Origin of the sequence: Erysipelothrix rhusiopathiae, from assembly GCF_900637845.1 — a bacterium.
In the GTDB taxonomy this organism is placed as follows: domain Bacteria; phylum Bacillota_I; class Bacilli_A; order Erysipelotrichales; family Erysipelotrichaceae; genus Erysipelothrix; species Erysipelothrix rhusiopathiae.
In genome coordinates, this window is sequence record NZ_LR134439.1 from 848618 (window position 1) to 873221 (window position 24604).

The following is a 24604-nucleotide window of genomic DNA, read 5'->3' on the forward strand; positions in this document are numbered from 1 at the left end:
GTAATCTCATGAGTATTAATAATTTTGACTCGATACAACTCGCTTTAGCGTCCCCTGAGCGCATTCTAGAATGGTCTCATGGAGAAGTTAAAAAACCAGAAACAATTAACTATCGTTCACAAAAACCTGAACGTGACGGATTGTTCTGTGAAAAGATTTTTGGTCCTACAAAGGATTGGGAATGTTACTGTGGTAAGTACAAGAAAGTACGCTACCGTGGTGTTATTTGTGACCGTTGTGGTGTTGAAGTAACGAAATCAGCTGTACGTCGTGAACGTATGGGACATATTACATTAGCTGCACCTGTTGCACATATTTGGTATCTACGTGGTATTCCATCACGAATGAGTTTATTACTAAACATTACCCCTAAAATTTTAGAAGAAGTTGTATACTTCGTAAAATGGGTAATTGTGGATCCTAAGAAATCTGGATTACAATACAAACAAATTATTGATGACCGCGAATATCGTGAATACATCAATCAATACGGACCAAATGGTTTCGTAGCTCAAGCAGGTGGAGAAGGTATCAAATCCTTGCTTGAAAATATGGATTTAGAAAAAGAACGTAATGAAATTCTCGATTTATTGGAAAATGCTAAAGGGGATAAGCGTAAGAAGTTAATTCGTCGTCTTGAAACTGTTGAAGCATTTATTAATTCTGATAACATGCCAGAATGGATGGTACTGACTGAACTTCCAGTTATTCCACCAGATTTACGTCCGATGTTACAACTTGATGGTGGACGTTTTGCTGCTTCAGATGCAAACGATTTATACCGTCGTGTAATCACACGTAATAACCGTCTAAAACGTTTACTTGAAATGGGTACACCACAAGTTATCGTTCAAAACGAAAAACGTATGCTTCAAGAAGCTGTTGATGCATTAATCGATAATGGTCGTCGTTCAAAACCTGTTACAGGTGCTGGTGGACGTCCTCTAAAATCACTTTCACACAGTCTTAAAGGGAAACAAGGTCGTTTCCGTGCCAACTTACTTGGTAAACGTGTAGACTTCTCAGGTCGTTCAGTTATCGCTGTTGGACCGGATCTTAAGATGTATGAATGTGGTATTCCTAAAGAAATGGCAATTCAACTCTTTAAACCATTTGTAGTTAATGAGATGAAAGTTCGTGGAATTAGTAATAATGCTAAAGCTGCTGAAAAACTTATTGAACGTCAAGATCCACGTGTTTGGGATATTGTTGAAGAAGTAATTCAAGATCACCCTGTGCTCTTAAACCGTGCCCCTACACTTCACCGTCTTGGTATTCAAGCCTTTAAACCTAAAATGATTGAAGGTCGTGCAATTCGTCTTCACCCTCTTGTAACGCCTGCGTTTAACGCGGACTTTGATGGTGACCAAATGGCGGTTCACGTTCCATTATCAGAAATGGCTCAAGCAGAAGCAGAATTGCTCATGCTTGGTTCACGTAATATTCTTGGACCTAAAGATGGTAAACCTATTGTTACACCATCACAAGATATGGTTCTTGGAAACTTCTATCTAAACATGGAAGAATCTCCAGAAGAATTTGAAGAAAAAGCATTACAATGTGAAGCTCGTGGTGACATGGAAGAAGGCGCTAAATGGCGTCGCTTTGGTGAAAACCAAGGTAAAGCATTCCGTGACATTAATGAAGCACAACTTGCCTATGAACATGATTTGATTCACTTACATACACGTATTTGTGTTCGTGCATCATCACTTAAGAAATCAACAATGAGTGCAAAACAAAACGAAATGTATCTCGTCACAACACTTGGTAAATTAATCTTTAACGATATGTTCCCAAGTGACTTCCCATACTTAAACGAAGTGTCACCTGATAACTTTAAAGCAACACCGGATAAATTCTTTGTTGCGATGGGACAAGATGTGCGTGAAATTATTAGTGCAATGCCACTTAATAATGACTTCAAGAAAAAAGATCTCGAGAAAATTATCAAAGAAATCTTTGATCGTTACTCAATCGATAAGACAGCTGAAATCTTAGATAACATTAAAGACTTAGGTTTCCGTTATTCAACTGTTGCGGGTATGACTGTTGCGTTAAGTGATATCAATGTTGCCCCTAACAAAGAAAAATATGTTGAAGAAGGTAAAGAACAAGCTGCTAAATTAATGAAACAATATAAACGTGGACGATTAACAGCTCAAGAGTGGGAAGGTAAACTGATGACTCTATGGGATGGTATTAAAGGACGCGTCGGTGCGGAATTAATGGACGAACTTGCTCGTAAAAACCCTATCAATATGATGGCGACATCCGGTGCTCGTGGTAACGTTTCTAACTTTACTCAGTTATCCGGTATGCGTGGTTTAATGGGTAAACCTACTCAATCAAAATCAAAATCAGGCTATCAATCATCAATTATTGAAGTTCCAATCTACTCATCATTCCGTGAAGGTCTAAACGTTAGTGAATTCTTCGTTTCTACTCACGGTGTGCGTAAGGGGCTAACAGATACTGCTCTTAAAACAGCGGAATCAGGATATCTTACACGTCGTCTTGTTGACGTTGCGCAAGATGTCACAATCGTTGAAGATGACTGCTATAGCGACAACGGTTTCCTTGTAGAGGAAATTCTAGATCGTAAATCAAATACAGTTGTTGAATCATTACATGATCGTCTTGTTGGACGTTACATCAAAGAAACAATTGTTGATCCAAAAACTAAAGAAGTTATTATCGAAGAAGACGAATATATCGATGAATTTGCTGCAAAACGTATTGTAAATTCAGGTATTAAACAAGTTCGAATTCGTTCTGTATTCTCATGCGAATCAAAACATGGTATCTGTAAAAAATGTTACGGTCGTAACATGGCTACAGGTGAAATTGTTGAGGTTGGAGAAGCAGTCGGTATCGTTGCGGCTCAATCAATCGGTGAACCGGGTACACAGCTAACCATGCGTACTTTCCATACTGGTGGGGTTGCGGTTGCTGGTGGGGAAGATATCACTCAAGGTCTTCCACGTGTTGAGGAACTCTTTGAAGCACGTTCACCAAAACTTGGTGCTGCGATTTCTGAAATTTCCGGACGTATTACGGATATTCGTAATGCTGAAGATGGTTTCGGTTATATCATCACCGTCGCAAACGATAAAACATCAGTTGAACACCATACATTACCACATCAACCTGCTCGTGGCTGGTTAAAAGTTGGTTCTGAGGTTACAGCTGGTGAGAAACTAACAGAAGGTTCTGTAGATCCTAAGAAACTTATGGAATATGCAGGACGTCTCGATGTTCAAAAATACATTCTAAAAGAAGTTAAAAAAGTTTACCAAAGTGGTGGTATCGAAATCTCTGATAAGCACATTGAAGTTATGATTAATCAAATGATGCGTAAAGTTATCGTAATTGACGGACAGGACACAGGAATTTCTCCTGGAGTTCAAATGCACGTTGATAATATGACTCAAATCAATGAAGATATCCTCATGGAAGGTAAGAACCCTGCACGTTATCGTCCAGTGTTACTTGGTATTTCTAAAGCTTCTGTTGAAACTGAATCATTCTTATCTGCTGCTTCATTCCAAGAAACTACAAAAGTTCTTACGGATGCTGCAATCAAGTCTAAGATTGATCCACTCATGGGTCTTAAAGAAAATGTTATCATTGGTAAGAAAATTCCAGCGGGAACAGGTTCTGAATTATACCGTGAATCAACCGAAATGGTTAAAGAATTGGCAGAAATTAAACGCCAAGAACGTATTGCACGAAATACAATTGAAGAAGAAGATTCAGTTATCAGCGAAATTATTCGCGGATAATAGGACTTTAAAATCAATGCATTTCAAAAATTAAGCTCCTCCATTCAATAATACGAATGGAGGAGCTTTTTTTATATAGATATTTCATAAGAAAGGTTTATAATGATAAGATGGAGGCGTTACTATGAATAAAAAAGCAGAATTTACGATTAATCTTGTACGCGAAGCCGGCGAACGGATTAAAGACATGATGAAAGAAGACATTAATATTAGTTTAAAATCTTCAAGATCTGATTTTGTAACTAATGTCGACAAACAAACTGAGGTGTTTCTAGTCTCAGGTATTAAAGAAGCATATTCAAATCAAAATTTCTTAACTGAAGAAAAAACCGTAGAAACGATGGGACAAGATCATCTCTGGATTATTGATCCCATAGATGGAACCACAAACTTTATTTACCAAAAACAGAATTTCAGTATTTCTGTTGGTTACTACCACAAAGGGGCACCGGTTTTTGGAATTGTTTACGATGTGATGGCAGATGAAATGTTTGTAGGTATTGTTGGAGAGGGAGCATATCTAAATAACATAAAACTACCCATGCTTGATCAATCGATACTATTAAAAGATTCTATTGTTTCTGGTGATGTATACCGTCCTGGTTTATTTAGCTTAACACCTGAAGAGCTAAAACCCTTATTTATTACCCATCGATTTTTAGGGTCTGGAGCTTTGGAGGTTTGTCATATTGCGGCAGGAAGATGGCAGTCTTATGTCTTTCCAAGTCTAAAGGTTTGGGATTTTGCTGCGGCTGTTATTATCTTACAGTGTGTGGGTGGAACGTATCATTTTGGGGATTTGGAAGATGGTCTTTATTTTGATAATGAACCGCGCGTCTTTATTGCGGCATCCAATCAAAATATAAAAGAAAGCTTAAAAGCATTATTATAAGGAGAGTCGTATGCAATCAAAATTAGTATTTGCGAAGCAGTTAGTTTATGAAGCAGGAGACTATGTTCGTGAACATATGAAAGAAGAATTAAATATTGATACAAAATCAGCTCGAAATGATTTTGTCACAAATGTGGATAAAGGCACAGAAAAGTTTCTAGCGGATCGTATTAATGCGAAGTATCCCAATCAAAATTTTATAACAGAAGAAAAAATGGTTGCATCTACAGGTCTAGATAATTTATGGATTATTGATCCTATAGATGGTACTTCAAACTTTATATTTGAAAAACGTAATTTCGCGATATCTGTTGGATATTATGAAGATCAAAAACCTGTATTTGGGATTGTTTATGACGTAAGTCGTGATGAGATGTATGTAGGCGTAAACGGGGATGGTGCTTATCTTAATGATCGAAAACTGCCAATGCTATCGCAAACAATTACGTTAATGGATTCTGTTGTTTATTCAGATACGAAGACTTTAGACCTTATGTGTGGTGATGCAGTAAAAGCCCATGATGAGTTTATGTCGGTACGTTATATGGGTGCTGCTTCACTGGAAATTTGTGGTGTTGCTGCTGGACGTCATCAAGTGTATCTTTCACGTCGTTTGAAGGTGTGGGATATTGCCGCCGCAACAATCATTCTTGAGGCAGTTGGTGGTGCATTCACTTACGATACATGCGATAATAAGATTATATTTGAAGATAAGAATTTTGAATTTATGTGTGCTTCAAATCCCACTGTGATTCAGGAATTAAAAGATAGGAGATAAGAATATGGAATCTTATTTAAAAATTAATGATGAGGTTTCGCTGCGTTATGCAGCTGATTGTGTTGATAATCCGAAAGCAATTGTTTTAATTAACCATGGTTTTGCGGAGCATATTGGTCGATATGATCACGTTACGGAGCATTTTAATAAGGCAGGACTTAGTGTATATCGTTATGATTTACGAGGTCATGGTCGTACAGACTCACCGAAAGGTCATATTGATTCATATTTATCATTTATCTCAGATTGTAATGAGATGGTTAAGTTTGTAAAAGATGAGAATATTGGTGTACCTGTTTTTATGTTAGGTCATAGTATGGGTGGTCTTGTTACTACAATGTACGGGATTGCACATCCTTACGAACTAAAAGGGCAAATTTTATCCGGACCTGCAGTAGCACCACTTCCACCCGTGGAAGGAAATATGGGTAAAGTTTTAAATGTTGTTGGTAAGTCCTTTAAGAAGATTAATATTCGAAATGTCGTTGAAGATGATATTTGCTCTGTTCCAGAAGTTGTGAGTGCTTATAAAAATGACCCGGATGTCCTACATAAAGCTACCGCTGGGTTTATGCGTGAATTTTTAATTAAGGCTCCTGAATTTGTTGCGAAGAATGTATCACGTTATCGTTATCCAGTTTTAATATGTCATGGAGAATCGGATAAAGTGGTTCCAATTGAAGTTGGCGAATGGCTTTATGAAAACATTAGTTCTAAAAACAAACATTTTATTGCCTATCCGGGACTTTACCATGAAATTCTTAATGAGACGATGTATCCCGAAATTTTGGATACTATGGTTGAGTGGATGTTCCTTCAGTTAAGCAAGTAATTCGGTACCCCAAGAAATGACCGGCTTCATCTTTGTCTGTCGTCTATACTATGGTTGGAGGACGTAATATGAACACACTTGAACACTTACAAAATGCAATTGATTATATCGAAACACATCTTGATTCGTCTTTGAAATTAGAAGATATTGCGATACATTCAAATTATTCACCTTACCATTTTCATAATTTATTCTCTGCCTTAACGGGTATGGGGGTTATGGATTATGTAAGGCGAAGACGCTTGAGTGAGGCAGGGATGCTTTTTATAAGTCAGAAAGTTAAGGTCATTGATTTAGCGGTGCATTATGATTATGAAAGCGCAGAATCATTTAGTAAGGCATTTAAGAAACAACATCATTACACTCCAAGTGAAATTAAAAAACGAAAAGGTTCGTTACAAACGACGTTTCCAATTAAAATCACACACAATCAAAAAGGAGCGGTTAAGATGAAGATGCGTATTGAAGAAAAAGAATCTGTAAATATAGCGGGGTATCAAAAAACATTTAGTTATGAAAACGGCGCGAATTTAAAAGAAATTCCAATGTTTTGGGATGAAATTAATCAAAGTGCCAAAGATCTTGATTTGTTTAAAATGAATGATCATAAAATAGAGGGTATCGTTGGTTTGTGTCAACAAGCTTCCGATGGGTTTATGACCTATTTAATTGGAACTTCTTGTGATTTTCAAGAGGGACTGGTGAATGTGGAATTACCTAAAAGTAGATGGCTTGTGTTTGATGCAGTAGGGCCATTACCGCAATCCGTGCAAAACACCTGGCGTGATATTGTTTCACTATATTTACCAACGTGTAGCGAAGAGATTGATGGTTCAATGGATTTAGAAGTCTATTCTCAAGAAGATCCCAATAGTGAGTCCTTAGTAACTGAAATTTGGCTTCGAATTAAAGCATAAAAAAACATCTCAGTTTGACTTAATGTCAAACTGAGATGTTTTTGTTTATTGTGGAGCGTTTAGTGATTAAGAATCTTTTCGTTTAAAGAGTAATCCAAGTCCAATAATCATAAATGCCGCAAACGATCGTGTCTCGGATTGGATACCTGTTTTGGGCAGTGTTTCCAATTCGACATTATCGATTTCTGGTTTTATAATCGGTTTTGAAGGGTCGATGTTTGGTGTTACTTCGACATCTGGTTTTGTTTCTGGTTTTGTCTCAGGTTTTGTCTCAGGCTTTGTCTCGGGTTCTTCTTTGATTTCTTTGAGTTCAAGATGATCGTAGGCAGTCTGAAGTTGTTCTAAGCCTTCTTCAAGATTTTCTAAGGTACGTTCTGTATCATCGATTGTTTTTTGTACACAAGTTCTTGTTTCGGTTAGGTTATTGCTTGTCTCCTCAGTATATTTATTTAAATCGAGGGTATCGATTGTTTTAAAGAGGGACGTGATTTCTGAAATTATTTCGTTTTCAAGTGCCTCAGTATCAAGTCTTAATTCAATAACACTTGATGCACCTTCAAGATCTTTCGTATTGATGGTGAACTGATTTCCATTTTGAGTGATGTTTTCATCCATTTTAATTACAGATTTGTAGGGACGGGTAATGGTTACTTGAATTTCTTCCTCCACATGTTTAGGATCACTTACCGCTATGGTTAAAATACGATTGTTTGTCGTATGTGCAGTAACAGATGCGGAACGGTCAACACCAATTCCTTCTAAATCTGCACCATCAACACCCCAAACATTCATTGCGAAGGCAGTATCTGTTTTGATTGCTTGAATTAAATTTGAATTCTCAAGGATTTCAAGTGTATTGTTTTTTGCATAGTCTTGAATTTGAGTTTCGCTGCTGTTTGGTAACATTACGTATTCATAGGCATCATTATCAACAGATTGACCATGGTTAATACCCAGTTTAAAGAAATTAGAGCTGTATTCAATTTTGTCATCAAACATTAAGTTTTGATCTACAAATTTTCCATTGTGTACGGTTTTACTTATGTCTACATTGGTTTTTGAAGGGAAGTAGTATCCAAAGGTTCCTTTTTCCCCATTATCAAGTGTAACGGTATCACCAGTATTGACTGTTAATTGTATGGTATTGGTGATGGCTGAATTGTTATGTTTAATTTGTGCAGTTTCATCAACTTTACGGTTTTCGATTGTTGTTTCAATAGATGTTGGCGATGTTCCTGTGATGTTTGTTCCCAGCGCTACGATCGCATCATCTAAGAAGAACCATGATTTTTGAGCACGAAGGTCCATACCATTATTAAACGTATTTGTGTTGTAGTACATTCCTGCACTTCCTATTTTACCAGTTGATGAACCACCAACCCATGCTTGTTTGGATAGTTTTCGGTGGAGTGCTTTATTTGCTAATGGACGTGTATCAACGGTTGTTCCTGGAAGGCGATATTTATCAACTGCTGCCCAATAGGCACCATCATATTGATCAATGTCGTTATATGTGTACAGATAGAGCATACCACTTCCCGTATGCCATCCTTGCATGTTTTCGTTGTTTATGGATTCATAGTTTGAAATTCGTTTTGAGAACATGCTGAGTGCTGCGGTATAGTCGTGATTACGATTTACAACACGATCCATCGATCCATATATTTTCACATGTTGAGTTGACTCAAGTGTTTGGATGGATTCATCTTCAAAAATTTGTTTGGCTTTAACTAAAGATTCGAAATCACGGGTACGACTAAAGTAATCGTGGTAACGATCTGATGCGATAATCCATTCTTTGAGATGTTGTTTGTAAGTAGATTTTAGTGGTTCTGGTGCTGCATCTGCAATCAAAATAATATTTGCGATACTTTCTTTACCTGTATCAAATTCTTGTGCAGTTGGACTCATGTAAGGTGCTCGCGAAACACTACGTCCATTTACCATGGACATCATTTTCCCTTTATACATTAATGGGATATATCCTTCATCAATAAGTGTGTAAATATTTTGCATGGTAGCAGGATCCATCGCCCATGGTGTATCCGCAACGATTGAGGCAATTTTTCCAATGCCCTTTACGAGGTCGTTTCCATAGGTACCAAGGTATGCAATATCTTTATGTTGTACAAGTGATCCATCTTTATAAAGACCATCACCCGATGATACATATTGAACAACTTCCGGCATTTCTTGATTTACATAATCAAGTAGGGAAGCATCTTGTTTCATAATACCTACGCCTAAAGTGATTAAGCCTACATCCGTTTTATTTGCTCCGGTAGCAGGTGCACCGTTGAGTAAGGTTGTAAGGTTTGTGTTATATACTTCAATTCCTTTTAAGTAACGGGTGATATCATCTTGTTCGATATAGTCGTTTACGATGGATAAGATATCGAGTAGGCGCATTGGAATTCCAATTTGCCAGTCCCACCAGTTTCCGTGAGTTTTAACGGTGAATGGACTTCCGTACATTTGATCATTAATTAAGAAATCAAGTTGTGTCGTGATGAAGTTTAAAGTTGCTTCATCTTGGTAGTATTGACTGCCGTAGGTACCAAATGCGATTGCAATGGATTTTAGATTGGTAAACTGGCGGGTGTTGTGAGCGGCAACAGTTTTGTTGTCTTCATTACCCCATGGAAATTCTGGGTTCGGATTTTTGTCGAGTGTGTTAAAAGCTTCATCTGCTTTCCCATCCACAACGCGAATATAATCTTGGATGTGTTTATCGTTTAGATTGATGCCTTCGTCACCGACTGCACGTTTTTGCCATCGGGATTCCATCGTGATAAAGTGTGGGTCAAGATTATCGTCTTTTTTGATATCGATCGTAACAGTTTGTACGGTTTCTGAAGTATCTTTCGATTTGATAATGATTGTGGATTTTCCTTCTTTAAGTCCAGAAATAAGACCGTTTTCAGAAATGCTTGCAATCGCTGGTTCGGTAGATTCATAGAGATAGTGGCTCTGTGGATCATTGAGGTACGAAGTAATAAATTTTCGATGGCCTTTTTGTATAGTCAGAGCCAAGTCTTTTGGGTTTACCGGTTTACTTTCGGCATTAAAAAAAAGCGGTTGTTTCTCAGTGATTGTTGTCGGTTCATCTGCATGAATTAACATTGCATTAGAACTCAGTACGAGCGCAAGCCCGGTACAAAGTATTGTCTTGGTATGTTTCATGGTATCCTCCCTTTTGAATACGCTTACAGATGAATTCTACATTTTCCCTTGATGTTGGTCAATCGTTCCATTGAATTCTATAAGTATTTGGTTGAAAAGTGAAAATGATATTTTCTAAATAAATTTACAAAAAATTTAGGGATTCCTGAAGACAAAGTTTAGTTAAAAGTGGATATGGTTGAAATAACATGAGATAATAAATGCAATATGTGATAAGGGGATGTTGGATGATAAAATATATGCAAGAACATAAATATGGTGTTATGGGTGTTGCACTTGCAGTCACCTTATTAGGTTTAGCGATGATGGCTTACATGATGTCAGGAGCAACAATTCGTGCAGTTGATGATGAAGTTATTTTGGTGGAGAAAGATAGTGATGTGTCTCTATCGCTTTTACATGACAAAATCGCTGTAGATCCAGAAACATCTGATTATGATGTCGTTGTTGTAAGCGATAGTGGAGAATTATCTGTACAAGATCATAATGATATGGTGATTCAGAAGCGGAAACTCGATCTGAAACCGAAAGGGATTTTAGTTGAGGGAGACCTCAAATTACGTATTTTCTTAAAAGAGAATCCCAAACGTGACGTTTTTTTGAATCTTAAAGTAGAAGATACGATTGCTCCTAAAGTGATTGTTTCTTATGAAGGAAATACAGTAAAAGAAGATGAATTATCGATTCAGGTAGGTTCATCAAAAATTACTGCGGTGGCAAAGGATTATGCATTTGGATCACTCACAGAGTCATTGAAAGTAAATGTGAAAGGTTCCATTGATTATGATGAAGCAGGAACTTATGAATTAATCTATAGTGCTGATGATAAAACAAATCAAGTAGAGCGAAAAATCAAGGTCAAGGTACTAGAGGAAGATGTTGAGATTGCGAAAGAAACAGAAAAAGCGACTGAGGATGAGAAAACAGAAATACCAAATGATTATGATAGTGGTACATCTTCAGTGGTTGATTCACATTCTGAACTTGTCTTAGTAAATAAGCATCGTTCTTTATCGCGAGATTTTTATCCAAACTTAAGTTATATTCCAGCGGAATACGCGGTTAGTGAGGGTTATGAAGCAACACCAAATACCGTATCATCATTCGTACAGATGGTCGATGCACTTTATGAGGAAACGGGATTATGGTTGTTAGCTACGTCATCCTATCGTGGCTATGATTTCCAAGAAGAATTGTATACGAATTATGTTGCGTCACATGGGCAAGCACAAGCAGATCTAATGTCTGCACGACCTGGCCATTCCGAACATCAAACAGGTTTAGTTATTGACGTAGTGACACCAGGTGGGAATATGTTTGCATTCTCGGAGACCCATCAATCTTTATGGGTAAATCGTAATGCGCATCGTTTCGGTTTTATTGTACGTTATCAAGCTGGTAAAGAACATATAACTGGGTATCAACCCGAAGCATGGCATTTGCGATATGTTGGTACTAAAGCTGCAACTGAAATATACAACAGTGGTCTTACACTGGATGAATATTTGAACCAATAAAAAAGCCTATCACATTAAAGTGATAGACTTTTTTTACTTAATACCAAGTTTTTGTTTGTTCATTGTTTCTTTTAATTGCATGCGACCAGGATGTCTTCGACTCATGCTTTGTTTGATTTGATTTGTGAAAGAGTCAATGCGCTTATTTGCATCACGGAGGTCATAATATTCCGTCACGGTTTCATCATAATCGCACATTGCGTTAGTTATTGAGTCGACTTTGGGATAGCGATTCTCAAAATGCATGAGATGTTGCGGCATGCGCGGTTTGAGTTGTGGTTCTTGATTTGGATAACCAAACCCGAGTCCGAGAACTGGAAAAACGTATTCTGGCAGCTCTAACACGTTAATAATTGCCTGCGCATCATTGAGGATACTCCCAAGAAAAACACCGCCCATTCCCATGCTTTCGATGGCTACCATCGTATTTTGGGCTGCAAGGATTGCATCCGTATAACCAATCATCATGCGATCAAAAGTCTGAAGCACTTCGATATCTTCAATGTTTCCTTCCTTCGCAATGGTTGCATTACGATGTTGATCAATAACGAAAATAAATAAGTGTCCAACATTTTCAATATAAGGTTGTGCACCAATTGATGCGATTGCTTTTTTCTTCACTTTGTCTGTAATACTGATAATCGAGTAAGATTGCATGTAGTTACTTGTGGATGTCGCTTGTGCGACGGAAACCAAGGTATCAATAATTTCTTGTGATATTGGCTCATCTGTAAATTGTCGTATGGTACGATGGTTGAGTTGTTGTTTAATTGTGTTATTCATAATTCCTCCTTGAGGTTATTATACCATGGGGGGCATATTGTTGGCGCTCCAATCGCTTAATAGATACAATAAGAATCTAAGAGGTGAATGTGATGAAAGTACAAGTATGGTCCGATTTTGTCTGCCCGTTTTGCTATGTGGGAAAAAGACATTTGGAAGAAGCAATAAAGCAATTAGATAAAGATATAGAAGTTGAATTCATGAGTTTTGAATTAGATCAAAATTACGTTGATAATCCGGATTTAAATATTCATGAAATGTTGGCTCAAAAATATAACATATCCGTTGATGAAGCACGTATGAATAATGAGCGTGTTGGTTCAATGGCTCAAAGTGTTGGTTTAAATTATGATTTTGATGCAATGAAATATACGAATACATTTAAAGCGCATAAAGTATTTCAGTATGCGAAGTTAAAAGGTTTAGGGAATGAGTACAGTGAAATGTTAATGGACGCATACTTTTCAAAAGGTGTCTATTTGAATGATTTGGATGCATTAATTGAAATGGGTGCTTCAATAGGGCTTGATGCGGAAGGTATTAAATATGCCTTTGAATCCGACGAATATGGATTAAGTGTGCGTCAAGATGAACAATGGGCTCAAATGATTGGGGCACGTGGTGTTCCGCATTTTGTGATTGATGATCAAGTATCATTATCCGGTGCTCAACCGATTGAAACCTTTAAGTCTGCAATACAACATGTGGAAACACTTAATGCTCAAAAAAATGATTCAATGATGTGTACGGACGGTGTTTGTACCATCGATTAAGAAAGCTAGTTAATCTAGCTTTTTATTTGCACTGCGTACCAGAAATCGTTAAGATATAAGTGGATGGAGGTTCTTCTATGAATAAACGTAAATCTATACAAATTGGTATCGTTATTCTTGTTTTTATCATACTGGATATCTGGTTTGGAAATACTTATCACTATATGGATATTGGATCCATGCTATATCTCAGTACATTTATTTTAGTGATTGCAGGTATTTTATTTATTGACCGAGAAAACTATAAAAAATTCTTTAATACCTTTGGAATTATTGTTGGGGTTTTTGCGGTTGTTTTCTTAGTCGGGAGTGTTACATCATCACGAATGATTAATGCGAAACGTTATGCAAATGTTTTAGGTCAGGTAAGACCTGTGGAATTTAAAGACTTATATGGTGAAGATCACAACATTGAAGTTTCTTATGTTGATAAAGATTCGGCACTCCTTTCTGCAGAGAAAAAAATGGGAGAGTTAAGTGAGGTATCCTCTCGTTTTGATATTAATACGAATGAATTTACTCAGATTAACTATCAAGGCAAGATGGCTCGTGTTGCGCCTTTCGTTTATGCAGATACCTTTAAAAAATATACGAACTTCTCAAGTGGTGTTCCATATTATGTTCTCGTAACAACAGGAGATGGGAATATGAATGCGAAGTCGGAGATTGTAACGTTACCTTCCCCGATTAAGTATTATCCAGGAGCACCGTTACAATACGATTTAAGACGTCATGTTGCGTTGCATCATAAATTTAGTTATCTCGATGATTGGAATTTCGAGATTGACGATACAGGTCATCCTTACTGGATTGTGCAATCGATTACAAAGCGTGTCGGTATTTGGGGCGCTAAAGATATGGATTCTGTAATTGTTGTGGATGCGGTATCGGGAGAAACTGCTCGATATGAGCTTAATGAGATCCCTGAGTGGGTAGATTCTGTTTATCCAACTGATATGATGTTATCTCATGCGAAAGATCACTTCACACTAAAGGGCGGGTATTTTAACTCCTTTATGCAACAACAAGGTGTGATGGCTGTTGACCAACAAGAGGGTTCATATAACTATGTAAGTATTGATGATGAAATTTATATCTTTACAGGAATTCGGCCAATTAAACTGGATTCAAGTTCTACAACGGGTCTCTTATTTATGAATAAGCGAACCGGAGAGACACTTCAAATGGATTTACCAGGTGTATCCATTACTGCAGCAGAGATGACTTCAGTGGGTTCGATTCAAGAAAAGGGATATACACCTACAACCCCAATTCTTCAGAATGTAGGGGGATTCCCAACATATGTGATGTCTCTAAAAGATACCTCGAGTGTAGTTCGTGGATTCTCAATGGTTAATTACCAAGACTATACGAAGTCGGCTGTTGGTGATACCTATCAACTTTCAGAAAAGAACTATCTCAATGTTATAGGAAATCAAGTGGGTATCGTTCCCGAAGAGATTGTGGAAAAAACAGGTGTTGTTTCAGATGTAAAGCAAGTTATTATTGATGGAAATACACACTATTTCATACGTCTTGAAGGTGAAGAAGCCACATACCAAGCAAATTTAATTCTTAGTGATGAACTTGCGTTCTTAACTAAAGGTGACAAGGTAATGATTACCACCAACGGTTCTAAGATTGTATCCTTTGAAATTGTGAAAGAGAAAGTAAATAATTAAAACAAAACACCATCATTAAACATGATGGTGTTTTTGTATTCGTTAATGTGTAATCTAAACTAAGATTCAAATTCTAATATCAAGGCTTCTTCTTGTTTTTCTTCTTCAGCAAGGTTAACGATCCATTTTTCTTTATTCACAAATCGTAATGCAAGCATCATTTTTAAAACATCTGTGGATTGACCAATAATATAGAGCCATAGAATGCTTAAGTCTGTTGTGTATGTGGCAACACCAACAGCTACGAGGTTAACACACCACATATATCCTGAGTCCAGCATTAAAGTAGAACGTGTATCACCACCAGCACGCAGGATGAAATAACAGGTTGTATTAATTACATAAATACTAAACAGTGGTGCTTGAATTCGTAAGAATGTTTGAGCGGTCCACATTGCTTCAGCAGATACGGAATATATTTTTGGAATCATAAAGGTTGATCCTAAAAGTAAAGTTCCAAATACAGCACTCAGAATTACACCAAAACCAAGGAGTCGATATCCATTTTCGCGTGCTTCATCAAGTTTGTTTGCCCCGAGAGGTTGTGAAACGAGAATGGTAATCGCGACGGACATCCCAGCATTCATGGTAAAGAACATATCTGAGACCGTAGTTGCAATTGAATAACCGGAAATAACTTCAGCACCACGAGTTGCGTAGAATCGAAGTAATAATGCCATCCCTGAAGCCCAAAGCACTTCATTTAAAGCGAGTGGGAATGCTTTTGCGGTAATTCGCTTCACAAGAGTTCTAGAAATATCAAACATATCACGAATTCGTGTTTTAAACGCATAATTTCCAGTAACGAGGAAATAACTAATAAACGTTAACTCAACACATCGTGCAATAAAAGTACCAATAGCACCACCAAGTACACCAAGACGTGGCGCACCGAAGTTACCATAAATCAAACAATAATTAAAACAGAAGTTTGTAATCATTGAAATAACACTTGCGACAAGAGGAGTTTTTGAATCTCCTGTTGCTCTCATTGAACCTGCAATGGACAATGTAAATAGGTTGGGAATAAACGCCAACGCACATACGTAAATATATCTCATACCTTGCTCTATTACTTTTGGATCCTTTACAAAGAACCGGATAATATTTCCTGGAAAAAGTAATGCGAGGATGACGAATGTACTCATTATCAACATAGATGTTAGAATTGAAAACCGGAATGTTTGCTTCATATGTTCTTCGTCTCTTGCCCCGAAGAATTGAGCCATAAATACAGCTGATGCAGCAATCACGCCATTGGTTCCAAAAACAGCGATAATAAAGTAACGATTTACGGTGGCAACACCCGATAATGCATGGTCCCCGAGCTGACCAATCATCAAGTTGTCTAATAAGTTTACAGACGTACTGATAAGTTGTTGTAGCATTAACGGAATTGCAATAAATAAAGCTTTTTTGTAAAAGTCTTTATCGCCTACAAATCGCTTTAGATTCATCGATTCGACCTCCTTCTAAAAACGCTAAGACTATCATATAGAAAGAGCAAGATAATATCAATTAAAAAACACTATTTCATCACATTAATTTAACATTTAATACAGTTTTCAAATTCGCGCCCTTAAAATCACGTATACTATAAATAAAAGGAGCGAATACTATGATTAAAATTGTGATGATGGTTGGAAGTTTACGTAAAGGTTCTTACAATATGATGCTGGGGAAACATATCCAAAAACGGTATGCTGATCAGTTAGAAATTGAAATTTTAGATATTGATGTTCCAAACTATAACGGAGATTTGGATAATCCAACGGATACCCCAGAGAAGGTAAAAGTCATGAATCAAAAAATTCATGATGCGGATGCAGTATTTATGATTACTCCGGAGTATAATCATGGATTATCGGGTGTTTTAAAGAATGCGATAGATTGGGCAAGCCGTACTCAACCTGGGCTTAAGAATAAACCTGGCTTAATTGCGTCATGTTCAATGGGACAAACTGCGGGGGCACGTGGATATTTAAACCTTTATACAGTACTTGATACAATGCCTATGTGGCTATTACCGGGGAATGATATTCTTATTGGTGCAGTTCATACGAAATTCGATGAATCAGGGATGTTAATTGATGAAGGTACTGTAACGTTTATTGATGGTGTCATGAATCAATTTATAGAATACTATAATCAAGTAAAATAATAACGGTTGAGTGGTATTTTATGGTCATTGCAATCGTTATTTTTAAATGATACGATTATTTTCGAGGTGTCTATGAAACCAATTAAAGTATTATTTGCCCATGGTGGTACGCTTGAAAAAGCAGGTACTGAAGCGTATATGATGAGTGTATTTAGAAATGTTGATCCAAACAAGGTACATATTGATTTTCTTGTTTTTGGATGCAAGGAAGGCCATTACGATAAAGAAGTTATAACAAAGGGTGGAAAGATTTTTAGAATTCCTTTAACACCACAAGAATTTTTTGGTAATTATCCTTCACGTAAAACAATTCTAAAAATGCTCGAAAAAGAGCAATATGATATTATTCACAGTCATATGAATGCATTGAATCCATTGTTGTTTCGATCTGCTCGAAAAATAGGGATTCCGTATATGATTTCTCATTCTCATGGGAGTCGTCATTTTGTTGACAATGTCTTGCTGATTAAATATAAAGATCAATTAATGAAGAAAATTCCTGATTATGCGGATGTGCTTTTAGCGTGTTCAAAAGAAGCAGGAGATTTTCTTTATCCAGGCCATGATTATACAATCATGAATAACGGTATTGATCTTGCACAATACGAATATAATGAAGTAACACGCAAACGATTGCGTAAAGAATTAAAGTTGGATGATCAATTGGTATTTGGTCATATCGGCAGATTTAATTTTCAAAAAAATCATAAGTTCCTAGTCGAAGTTTTTGCGGAAATTTTAAAAACAAAACCCAATGCGATTTTAGCGCTAGCAGGTGAAGGAGAGTTGCTTGATGATGTGGAGAATCAAGTTAAAAATCTTGGAATCGAAGATCACGTTAAGTTTCTCGGGTTAAGGGATGACATTCCGGATGTATTGCAGGTTCTCGATGTCTTTATGCTACCTTCTGTTTTCGAAGGCTTACCTTATGTATTAGTAGAGGCGCAAGCTGCAGGACTTTTATGCTTTGCATCCGATACGATTGATCGTCAAAGTGCTTTGACCGATAACTTTCACTTTCTACCGATCGATAATCCCCATGAGTGGTCGGATTACATTGTTGGGCATTTAGACTATGAGCGTCGAAGTACCCGTGAACAATTGATTGAAAAAGGATTTGATGAAAAAGTAAACGTAAAAAAACTAGAACAGATTTATGTAAATTTAGTTAAGAAATAAGAGCGTGACATACGCTCTTTTTTTATCGCATTTGCAATCTTGAAAAGATACACGATAAAATAGTAAGCAGTGGAAGGTCGTGGATTATGAAAAAATCAGAAGTTTATTGGAAGTTGTTTAAATCATCGTTTCATTTAAGTGCATTTACGTTTGGTGGCGGATATGTCATCATTCCGTTGATGCGGACTAAGTTTGTGGAAGAATTAGAATGGATTGAGGAAGAAGAGATGATGGATCTGATGGCGATTGCGCAATCGTCACCGGGGTCTTTAGCGGTTAATGCATCAATCTTAGTGGGATATAAAATCGACGGAATCATAGGGGCTATGTTTTCCATTCTCGGTACAATCTTACCGCCTTTAATTTTACTTACAATAATTTCTCAGTTTTATGCGGAGTTTAAAGCGAATGTGTTTGTGAATGCTGCGTTACACGGTATGCAAGCGGGTGTTGCGGCAGTCATTGTGGATGTTGTGATGTCGATGGCGCGTCAAGTATTTAAACTTAAGCGTACATTGCCCGTTGTTATAATGGTTACGTCTTTTATTGCAGCGTATTTCTTAAAAATTAACGTGCTTTATATTATTATTGCTGCAGGTTTTATTGGAGCCTTGCATCAAGGTAGCACTTCGGAGGTATCGCAATGATTCTTTGGGAACTTTTTATTTCTTTTATGCAAATTGGACTTGTAAGTTTTGGTGGTGGTTATGCTGCCCTTGCACCGATTCAAAGTCAAGTCGTTGTAGGTCATGGTTGGCTTACGATGACTGAGTTTACTGATTTAATTACCATTTCGCAAATGACTCCAGGACCGATTGCTTTGAATGCCGCTACGTTTGTGGGATTAAGGGTTGCAGGGATTCCCGGTGCTGTAGCAGCAACCTTGGGTAATGTTTTTCCATCGATTGTGATTGTGCTTTTTCTTGCAACGATTTATTACAAATTTAGTGACGTCACCATCATTCAAAATGTTTTGGATGGACTTAGACCTACAGTGGTGGCTTTAATTGCTTCAGCAGGGCTTACAATCCTTGTTACAGCGTTTTTTGGTGAAGGAGCAATTGCTTTTAGTCAGTTCGATGTTTCGAATGGTTTCTTGTTTGTGATTGCAATTATTGGTTTACGAAAATTTAAGTTAGATCCTACCAAGATAATTATCCTTACAGGTCTATTGGGAATTGGTGCAATGGTTCTTGAAAAACTATGATGCAACAAGATGTGTCTTTACGTTTAAGGGGTAGTTTGATAGGCTTTAACCATTAGGAGGCTTTATGAAACTTAGTGATAATTTAAAACGATTACGAGAGGAGAACGCTCTCACTCAGGACAAGGTCGCACAGTCTTTAAACGTATCACGACAAGCAGTCTCAAATTGGGAACAAGGCAAACGGTATCCCGATGCGATTATGTTGATACAGATATCAGAGTTTTATGGTGTGCCTGTTGATGATTTACTAAAGTCGGATAGGGACTATGCAAAGGCACTGGTTATTGATAAGGCTCGTTTCGAAGAAGTGTTGTTTATAGGAACTCAAATCTTAATGATAATCACGATCTATTTTTGGAATGATGTTCCAGGAATGGTTTTTATATTTATGGGATGTATTCTTGTATCGGCTTTTACAGAAGAAGTTTGTGAATATATCGAATGGGGCTTAAACAATATTAAAATTAAAAAATGATTGGCAACGATCATTTTTTTGTTTTTTATGACAAAATTGCACGAAATCTAAGAAAGTGTGAGTAATTAGGTGTGAAGGCTTTGATATCTTGCTATTTCGGATAAAAGCGTACTTAAAACTGCATCAGTTTATACATAAAAAGTCTTTGTAAATGTCCTACAACCGTAAATATAATTGATTACAATATGCTTAGCGTGAGTTAATGAGCTCACAAAATTAATAGAAAAGGAAGGGGGATTGCAGAGGTTTAAGTGTTGGATGTTCGTATATTTTTTTATTAAACAATGAGGAGAAAAAAATGGACAAAAGAAATGAACATAGAATCCTAAAATGCTTAACCATATTTGTACTGTCGATTGGACTTGTATTTAGTCATGCACGACCAATTTATAGTGATACTCAACCCGTAATTGATTTTGTAAATACTACAGGTGAGTCTGAAGTTATTTCGATGACCGAGTCAAAGGAATATAAAGCTACAGTAATGTTTGAGGGGAAAACACCAGAGGAGCTTAAAACATTGGCTGAAACTGCGTCATGGACTTTGACGCGGGAAGAAGGGGGCCAAAATGAAGAAGATTTTCCATATCAATATTTGGGAGCACCTTTAGATGAATGGACAGTCTTTACAACTAAATTTACCACTACGGGAGATCCTTTATTCAAAGATATTAAAACAGAGGTAATTCCAGGAGGACTACAGTTAACGTTTAAGAATGTGTTAATGTTTGGTGTGAATGGAATTGATGGACGTGAACGACCATTAATCCGAAATGCACTCCTAGATTACACAGGGACTTATGACTTAAAACTGGTAGAAGCCGACCAAGTTTTAGCGACCACACCTGTTTTATTTAAACCGTATAACAGTTACACACTTTATAGTGAAATCGATCAACGACTGGCAGACCTTGCGGCCTTAGCTTTATCAAAAGGAATTCATGCGGAAGTACGTGAATTTGGACAAACTGCAATGGGAAGACCGATGAATGCGATCTTTATTGCGGATACGGCTGAGACGCTTTCAAATCATATGGCGTTAAATGAACGTGCAGAATCTGATCCACAATCAGTGATTCAAGATATTGAATCCGGAGCAATCGATTATAAAGTTCCGATTCTCTACAACAACATTCACTCCGATGAAAATCCAGGAATTGATGCGATTATGGAATTTTTAACTGTGATGATTGAGAATGCAAATGGAAGTGTTGAATACCGTCGTGTTAACGGATTAACATCTGAAGGAAAAGCACAAGTCGAAGCAGAAAAAAACAGCAGAGGTATTAAGTGGTCTGAACTTATTGAGAATGATGTGACCGGTGTAGGTTATATTCGGGATGACGTTAAAAGTGAAGAACATCCAAACAGTACCGATGCGGCCGCTGATTTAAGTGAAGAACAACTTTCAAAATTCTATGAAATGGAGCATGTAGACTTAAACATTAAAGCAATGCTTGAGGATGTGTTCTTTATCGTCGTACCTGCTGAGAATGCGGATGCCGCAGCAACAAATGTCCGTACAAATGGAAACGGGTTTGATTTAAACCGTGATAATACATATCAAACACAACCTGAAACTCAAGCAATGGCGCGTCTTATTTCAACGTGGAACCCTGTAAACCTTTATGAAATTCATGGTTTCTATAATCAATTCCAAATTGAGCCGTGCTCACCAACGCATGAGCCAAATGTGGAGTATGATCTCTTTATTGAAAATGCACTCGCTCAAGGAGAGGAATTTGGTGGTGTTGCCATTACCAATAATAAATCAATTAATAGTTTCCAAATGCCAATGCGTGATTACCTTAAGTCAAACAAAAATGGTGGTTATGAATGGGAACCATTTGATGATATGTCTTCAAGTTATACACCACAATATTCAATGTTACACGGTGTGGTAGCTTATACCGTTGAAGTGCCGTATGGAAACGAAGATGCGACCCAAGCTGTTAAGTATGCGTTATTAAATAACGGTCGTTATGTGGGAATGCATAAGAAAGAATTCTATACAAATCAACTTAAAGGTTGGGATCGTGGTCATAAAAATATTGATGCGGACGAAATTCGTCCATACTACGTAAACCAACAAGATGAAAAAGGCGCAGAAGCAGATATCTTCCGTGCACGTTATGAAGAAAATAATAACTTCTTCCCAGAATATTATGTGATTCCAATGGAACCATCCATGCAAAAAAACTTGCATGCTGCAACTGAAATGATGGAATATCTATTGCGTAATGATGTGAAAGTTAAAGTGTTAGGCAATGAAGTAGAAGTTAAGGGAACCAAGTATCCTAAAGGAACCATGCTTGTTGATTTGCATCAAGCTAAACGAAACATGGCCAATGCTGCCCTCTACAATAACATTGTCATTAAAAATTGGACTGACCTTTATTCAGAACCACTTACTGCATTTTCGGAATTACGTGGTTTTGATATGGATGTGATCACCCAAGTTGGTGCATTTGAAAGCGCAGAGTTTTCATGGCTTGATGCAGCACCTGAAACCACAACGCATGTTGATGGTATGGGTGAAATTGTGATTGTCTCTAATAACAGCGTGGCTTCGATACAAGCAATCAATGAGTTGCTTAAGTCTGAAGAAGCAGTTGGATTTATAACATCAGGTGATCATAGTGGAGACTTTGTAATGTCTGAGGCAACATTTAGTCTGATAGAGGATTCTTATGTACTTCAAGCAACACGAACCAATACCATGCCTAAGGCTCAAGTTATCACAAAATCCGCAAAAATTTATGTACCAGGTGCTGCACCAACATATGCAGTGAAAAAAGATACGGGTGAGCCGTACGGTCATACAAACTACACCAATCGTCTTAATACAAACCTCAACTGGGATTATTATGTTTGGGGACAAGAACTTGGTTTTGACTTAACACGAGATCTTGATGAAGCAGATATTGTGATTGGGAATCGTTCATTACGTGAGGATGAACGTAATGCCGTAAATGCCGGAAAATCCTATATTGGATATGGGGGATATGCGCTCGATTCACTTGAGAAAATGGGCTTGGACATCGAAGCAAATTACGACATGAGTTATGATGCACTCACAACAGTTACGTATCCAGAATCCAGTTACATAACATCGAAATATGCTCAAGATAACGATTATATTATGTATGGTCACGGTGGAAACAGCATCGTTAAAGCGCCAGAAGGATCAAAAGTACTCATTAAAACAACCGATGAAGAACCAATTGAAGGCTTTATGTCGCAAGAACACATTGATACATATAAAAATTCAATTCAGGCCATCGAACTAAAAAATGATACACATGACCTTTTAATCTTCGCAAACTCGATTACAAACAAAGCACATCAAAAAGATGATTATCGCTATGTGACCAATGGAATATTCACAAAATATTTAGGCGATACGATGAACATTGATGTTAAAGTACCGGAGCCAGAACCAAAACCTGATCCTAAGGTTACTTTAAAACTTACAGGATTACCGGATAAAGTTCGTGTCGGCGATGTTTTCGTTCTAACACCAAGCAGTGATGACCAAGAAAAAGGTGAAGGATGGGTATATGATGACGTATTCTTCTCCGCAACCTTCAACAGTCCTGCAACCTTTACCGCATTAAAAGCAGGTACCACAACCATCACGTATACAAATAAAAAAGGTGAGAAAACAGAACTACCAATAACAATCTTAGAAAAAGAAGTAGACAAACCTGGTGGTAAACTACCTGGAACGGGTGTTACACCAACTCAAACTGCAATTTATGTGGGAATTGGAGTCGTCCTCATTGGAGGTGTCTTCTACTGGTTCTCAAAAAAGAAAAAGTAAAGTAAAAAAAACGAACATGAATCAACATGTTCGTTTTTCTTTTAAAAATTAGATGTTTTTTGCTGCAGCGATTGCTGCTTCGTAATTGGGTTCTTGTGCCATTTCGGGAACTATTTCTGAGTAAACAAGAACACCGGCTTGGTCGATCACAAATATCGATCGTGCAAGTACTTCAAATTCAGGAATCCAAATACCATAAGCGTCTGCAAATGAATGATCTTCATCCCGTAACATTTCACTATCAATGCCATTGGTTGCACACCATGATGCAAACTCTTCTTTAGTATTATTAGAAATATTCACAATTGTTACATCTTCAAGCTCACTTGCAACTTGGAAGAAATGACGCGTCTGTAAATCACAGATACGCGTGTTGATGTCGGGGAAGACACTAAGTAAGACAACTTTTCCTGCAAGTGTTTCCGTACCTACATAAACATCCTCTAAATTCTTAAGTTTAAATGCTGGTGCTTTTTGTCCAATAACAGGAAGAGATCCTGCTAAAGAAGTTGGAACTCCTTTTTTTGTAATTTCCATATCAATCACGCTCCTTATATCTATTATAGAATTAAAGCGTGTTGCTTGCATCTTGTATGCTTAAAGTTGTGCCAATGGTC

General features: G+C 37.3%; 18 protein-coding genes. 14 read left to right on the forward strand and 4 right to left on the reverse strand.

Annotated elements, in window-relative coordinates:
• The first annotated feature begins 8 nt into the window (after positions 1–8).
• The 5 genes from rpoC (at position 9) to EL194_RS04165 (ending at position 7204) form a co-directional block, all read left to right on the forward strand.
• Entirely contained in the window at positions 9–3785 is a 3777-nt protein-coding gene (rpoC, locus tag EL194_RS04145) for a DNA-directed RNA polymerase subunit beta' (protein WP_003775860.1), read from the forward strand.
• 124 nt (positions 3786–3909) lie between these two features.
• A complete protein-coding gene (locus tag EL194_RS04150; protein WP_003775858.1) occupies positions 3910–4677 on the forward strand; it encodes an inositol monophosphatase family protein in 768 nt (255 codons plus the stop codon).
• Between the two features lie 10 nt (positions 4678–4687).
• Positions 4688–5455 (forward strand): inositol monophosphatase family protein, encoded by a 768-nt coding sequence (locus EL194_RS04155; protein WP_003775856.1) that lies wholly within the window; start codon positions 4688–4690, stop codon positions 5453–5455.
• 4 nt (positions 5456–5459) lie between these two features.
• Complete coding sequence (locus EL194_RS04160; protein ID WP_003775854.1) at positions 5460–6287, forward strand: alpha/beta hydrolase; 828 nt, start codon at positions 5460–5462, stop codon at positions 6285–6287.
• A gap of 68 nt (positions 6288–6355) precedes the next feature.
• Positions 6356–7204 (forward strand): AraC family transcriptional regulator, encoded by an 849-nt coding sequence (locus EL194_RS04165; RefSeq protein WP_034886880.1) that lies wholly within the window; start codon positions 6356–6358, stop codon positions 7202–7204.
• A 66-nt stretch (positions 7205–7270) separates the two neighbouring features.
• Here the strand turns inward: EL194_RS04165 and EL194_RS04170 are convergent, their stop codons facing one another.
• Complete coding sequence (locus EL194_RS04170) at positions 7271–10387, reverse strand: polysaccharide lyase family 8 super-sandwich domain-containing protein (protein ID WP_003775850.1); 3117 nt, start codon at positions 10385–10387, stop codon at positions 7271–7273.
• 227 nt (positions 10388–10614) lie between these two features.
• On the opposite strand from EL194_RS04170, the gene EL194_RS04175 reads away from it, so the two are divergent.
• Positions 10615–11904: a D-alanyl-D-alanine carboxypeptidase family protein gene (locus EL194_RS04175; protein WP_034886878.1), complete on the forward strand. Its 1290-nt coding sequence runs from the start codon at positions 10615–10617 to the stop codon at positions 11902–11904.
• Positions 11905–11937: 33 nt separating this feature from the next.
• Here the strand turns inward: EL194_RS04175 and nfsA are convergent, their stop codons facing one another.
• Positions 11938–12687 (reverse strand): oxygen-insensitive NADPH nitroreductase, encoded by a 750-nt coding sequence (gene nfsA, locus EL194_RS04180; protein ID WP_003775846.1) that lies wholly within the window; start codon positions 12685–12687, stop codon positions 11938–11940.
• A gap of 92 nt (positions 12688–12779) precedes the next feature.
• On the opposite strand from nfsA, the gene EL194_RS04185 reads away from it, so the two are divergent.
• The gene (locus tag EL194_RS04185; protein WP_003775845.1) at positions 12780–13460 is read left to right on the forward strand and encodes a DsbA family oxidoreductase; all 681 of its coding nucleotides are present in this window, start codon (positions 12780–12782) and stop codon (positions 13458–13460) included.
• Between the two features lie 77 nt (positions 13461–13537).
• A complete protein-coding gene (locus EL194_RS04190) occupies positions 13538–15142 on the forward strand; it encodes a hypothetical protein (RefSeq protein ID WP_003775843.1) in 1605 nt (534 codons plus the stop codon).
• Positions 15143–15201: 59 nt separating this feature from the next.
• Here the strand turns inward: EL194_RS04190 and EL194_RS04195 are convergent, their stop codons facing one another.
• Positions 15202–16599 (reverse strand): MATE family efflux transporter, encoded by a 1398-nt coding sequence (locus EL194_RS04195; protein WP_003775842.1) that lies wholly within the window; start codon positions 16597–16599, stop codon positions 15202–15204.
• A 161-nt stretch (positions 16600–16760) separates the two neighbouring features.
• Between EL194_RS04195 and EL194_RS04200 the strand changes: the two genes are divergently transcribed.
• The 6 genes from EL194_RS04200 to EL194_RS04225 all read left to right on the forward strand — a co-directional run bounded on the left by EL194_RS04200 (position 16761) and on the right by EL194_RS04225 (position 23987).
• Positions 16761–17303: an NADPH-dependent FMN reductase gene (locus EL194_RS04200; protein ID WP_003775841.1), complete on the forward strand. Its 543-nt coding sequence runs from the start codon at positions 16761–16763 to the stop codon at positions 17301–17303.
• A 72-nt stretch (positions 17304–17375) separates the two neighbouring features.
• Positions 17376–18482, forward strand: coding sequence for a glycosyltransferase family 1 protein (locus EL194_RS04205; RefSeq protein WP_003775839.1), 1107 nt, complete (start codon positions 17376–17378; stop codon positions 18480–18482).
• A gap of 86 nt (positions 18483–18568) precedes the next feature.
• A complete protein-coding gene (locus EL194_RS04210) occupies positions 18569–19129 on the forward strand; it encodes a chromate transporter (protein ID WP_003775838.1) in 561 nt (186 codons plus the stop codon).
• Entirely contained in the window at positions 19126–19689 is a 564-nt protein-coding gene (locus EL194_RS04215) for a chromate transporter (protein ID WP_003775836.1), read from the forward strand. Before EL194_RS04210 ends, EL194_RS04215 begins: the two co-directional genes overlap by 4 nt.
• 64 nt (positions 19690–19753) lie before the next feature.
• Positions 19754–20164, forward strand: coding sequence for a helix-turn-helix domain-containing protein (locus EL194_RS04220; protein ID WP_003775834.1), 411 nt, complete (start codon positions 19754–19756; stop codon positions 20162–20164).
• A gap of 298 nt (positions 20165–20462) precedes the next feature.
• Entirely contained in the window at positions 20463–23987 is a 3525-nt protein-coding gene (locus EL194_RS04225; RefSeq protein WP_003775832.1) for an LPXTG cell wall anchor domain-containing protein, read from the forward strand.
• A gap of 48 nt (positions 23988–24035) precedes the next feature.
• Here EL194_RS04225 and tpx read toward each other — a convergent pair whose 3' ends face one another.
• Entirely contained in the window at positions 24036–24524 is a 489-nt protein-coding gene (gene tpx / locus EL194_RS04230; RefSeq protein ID WP_034886875.1) for a thiol peroxidase, read from the reverse strand.
• Positions 24525–24604: the final 80 nt, after the last annotated feature.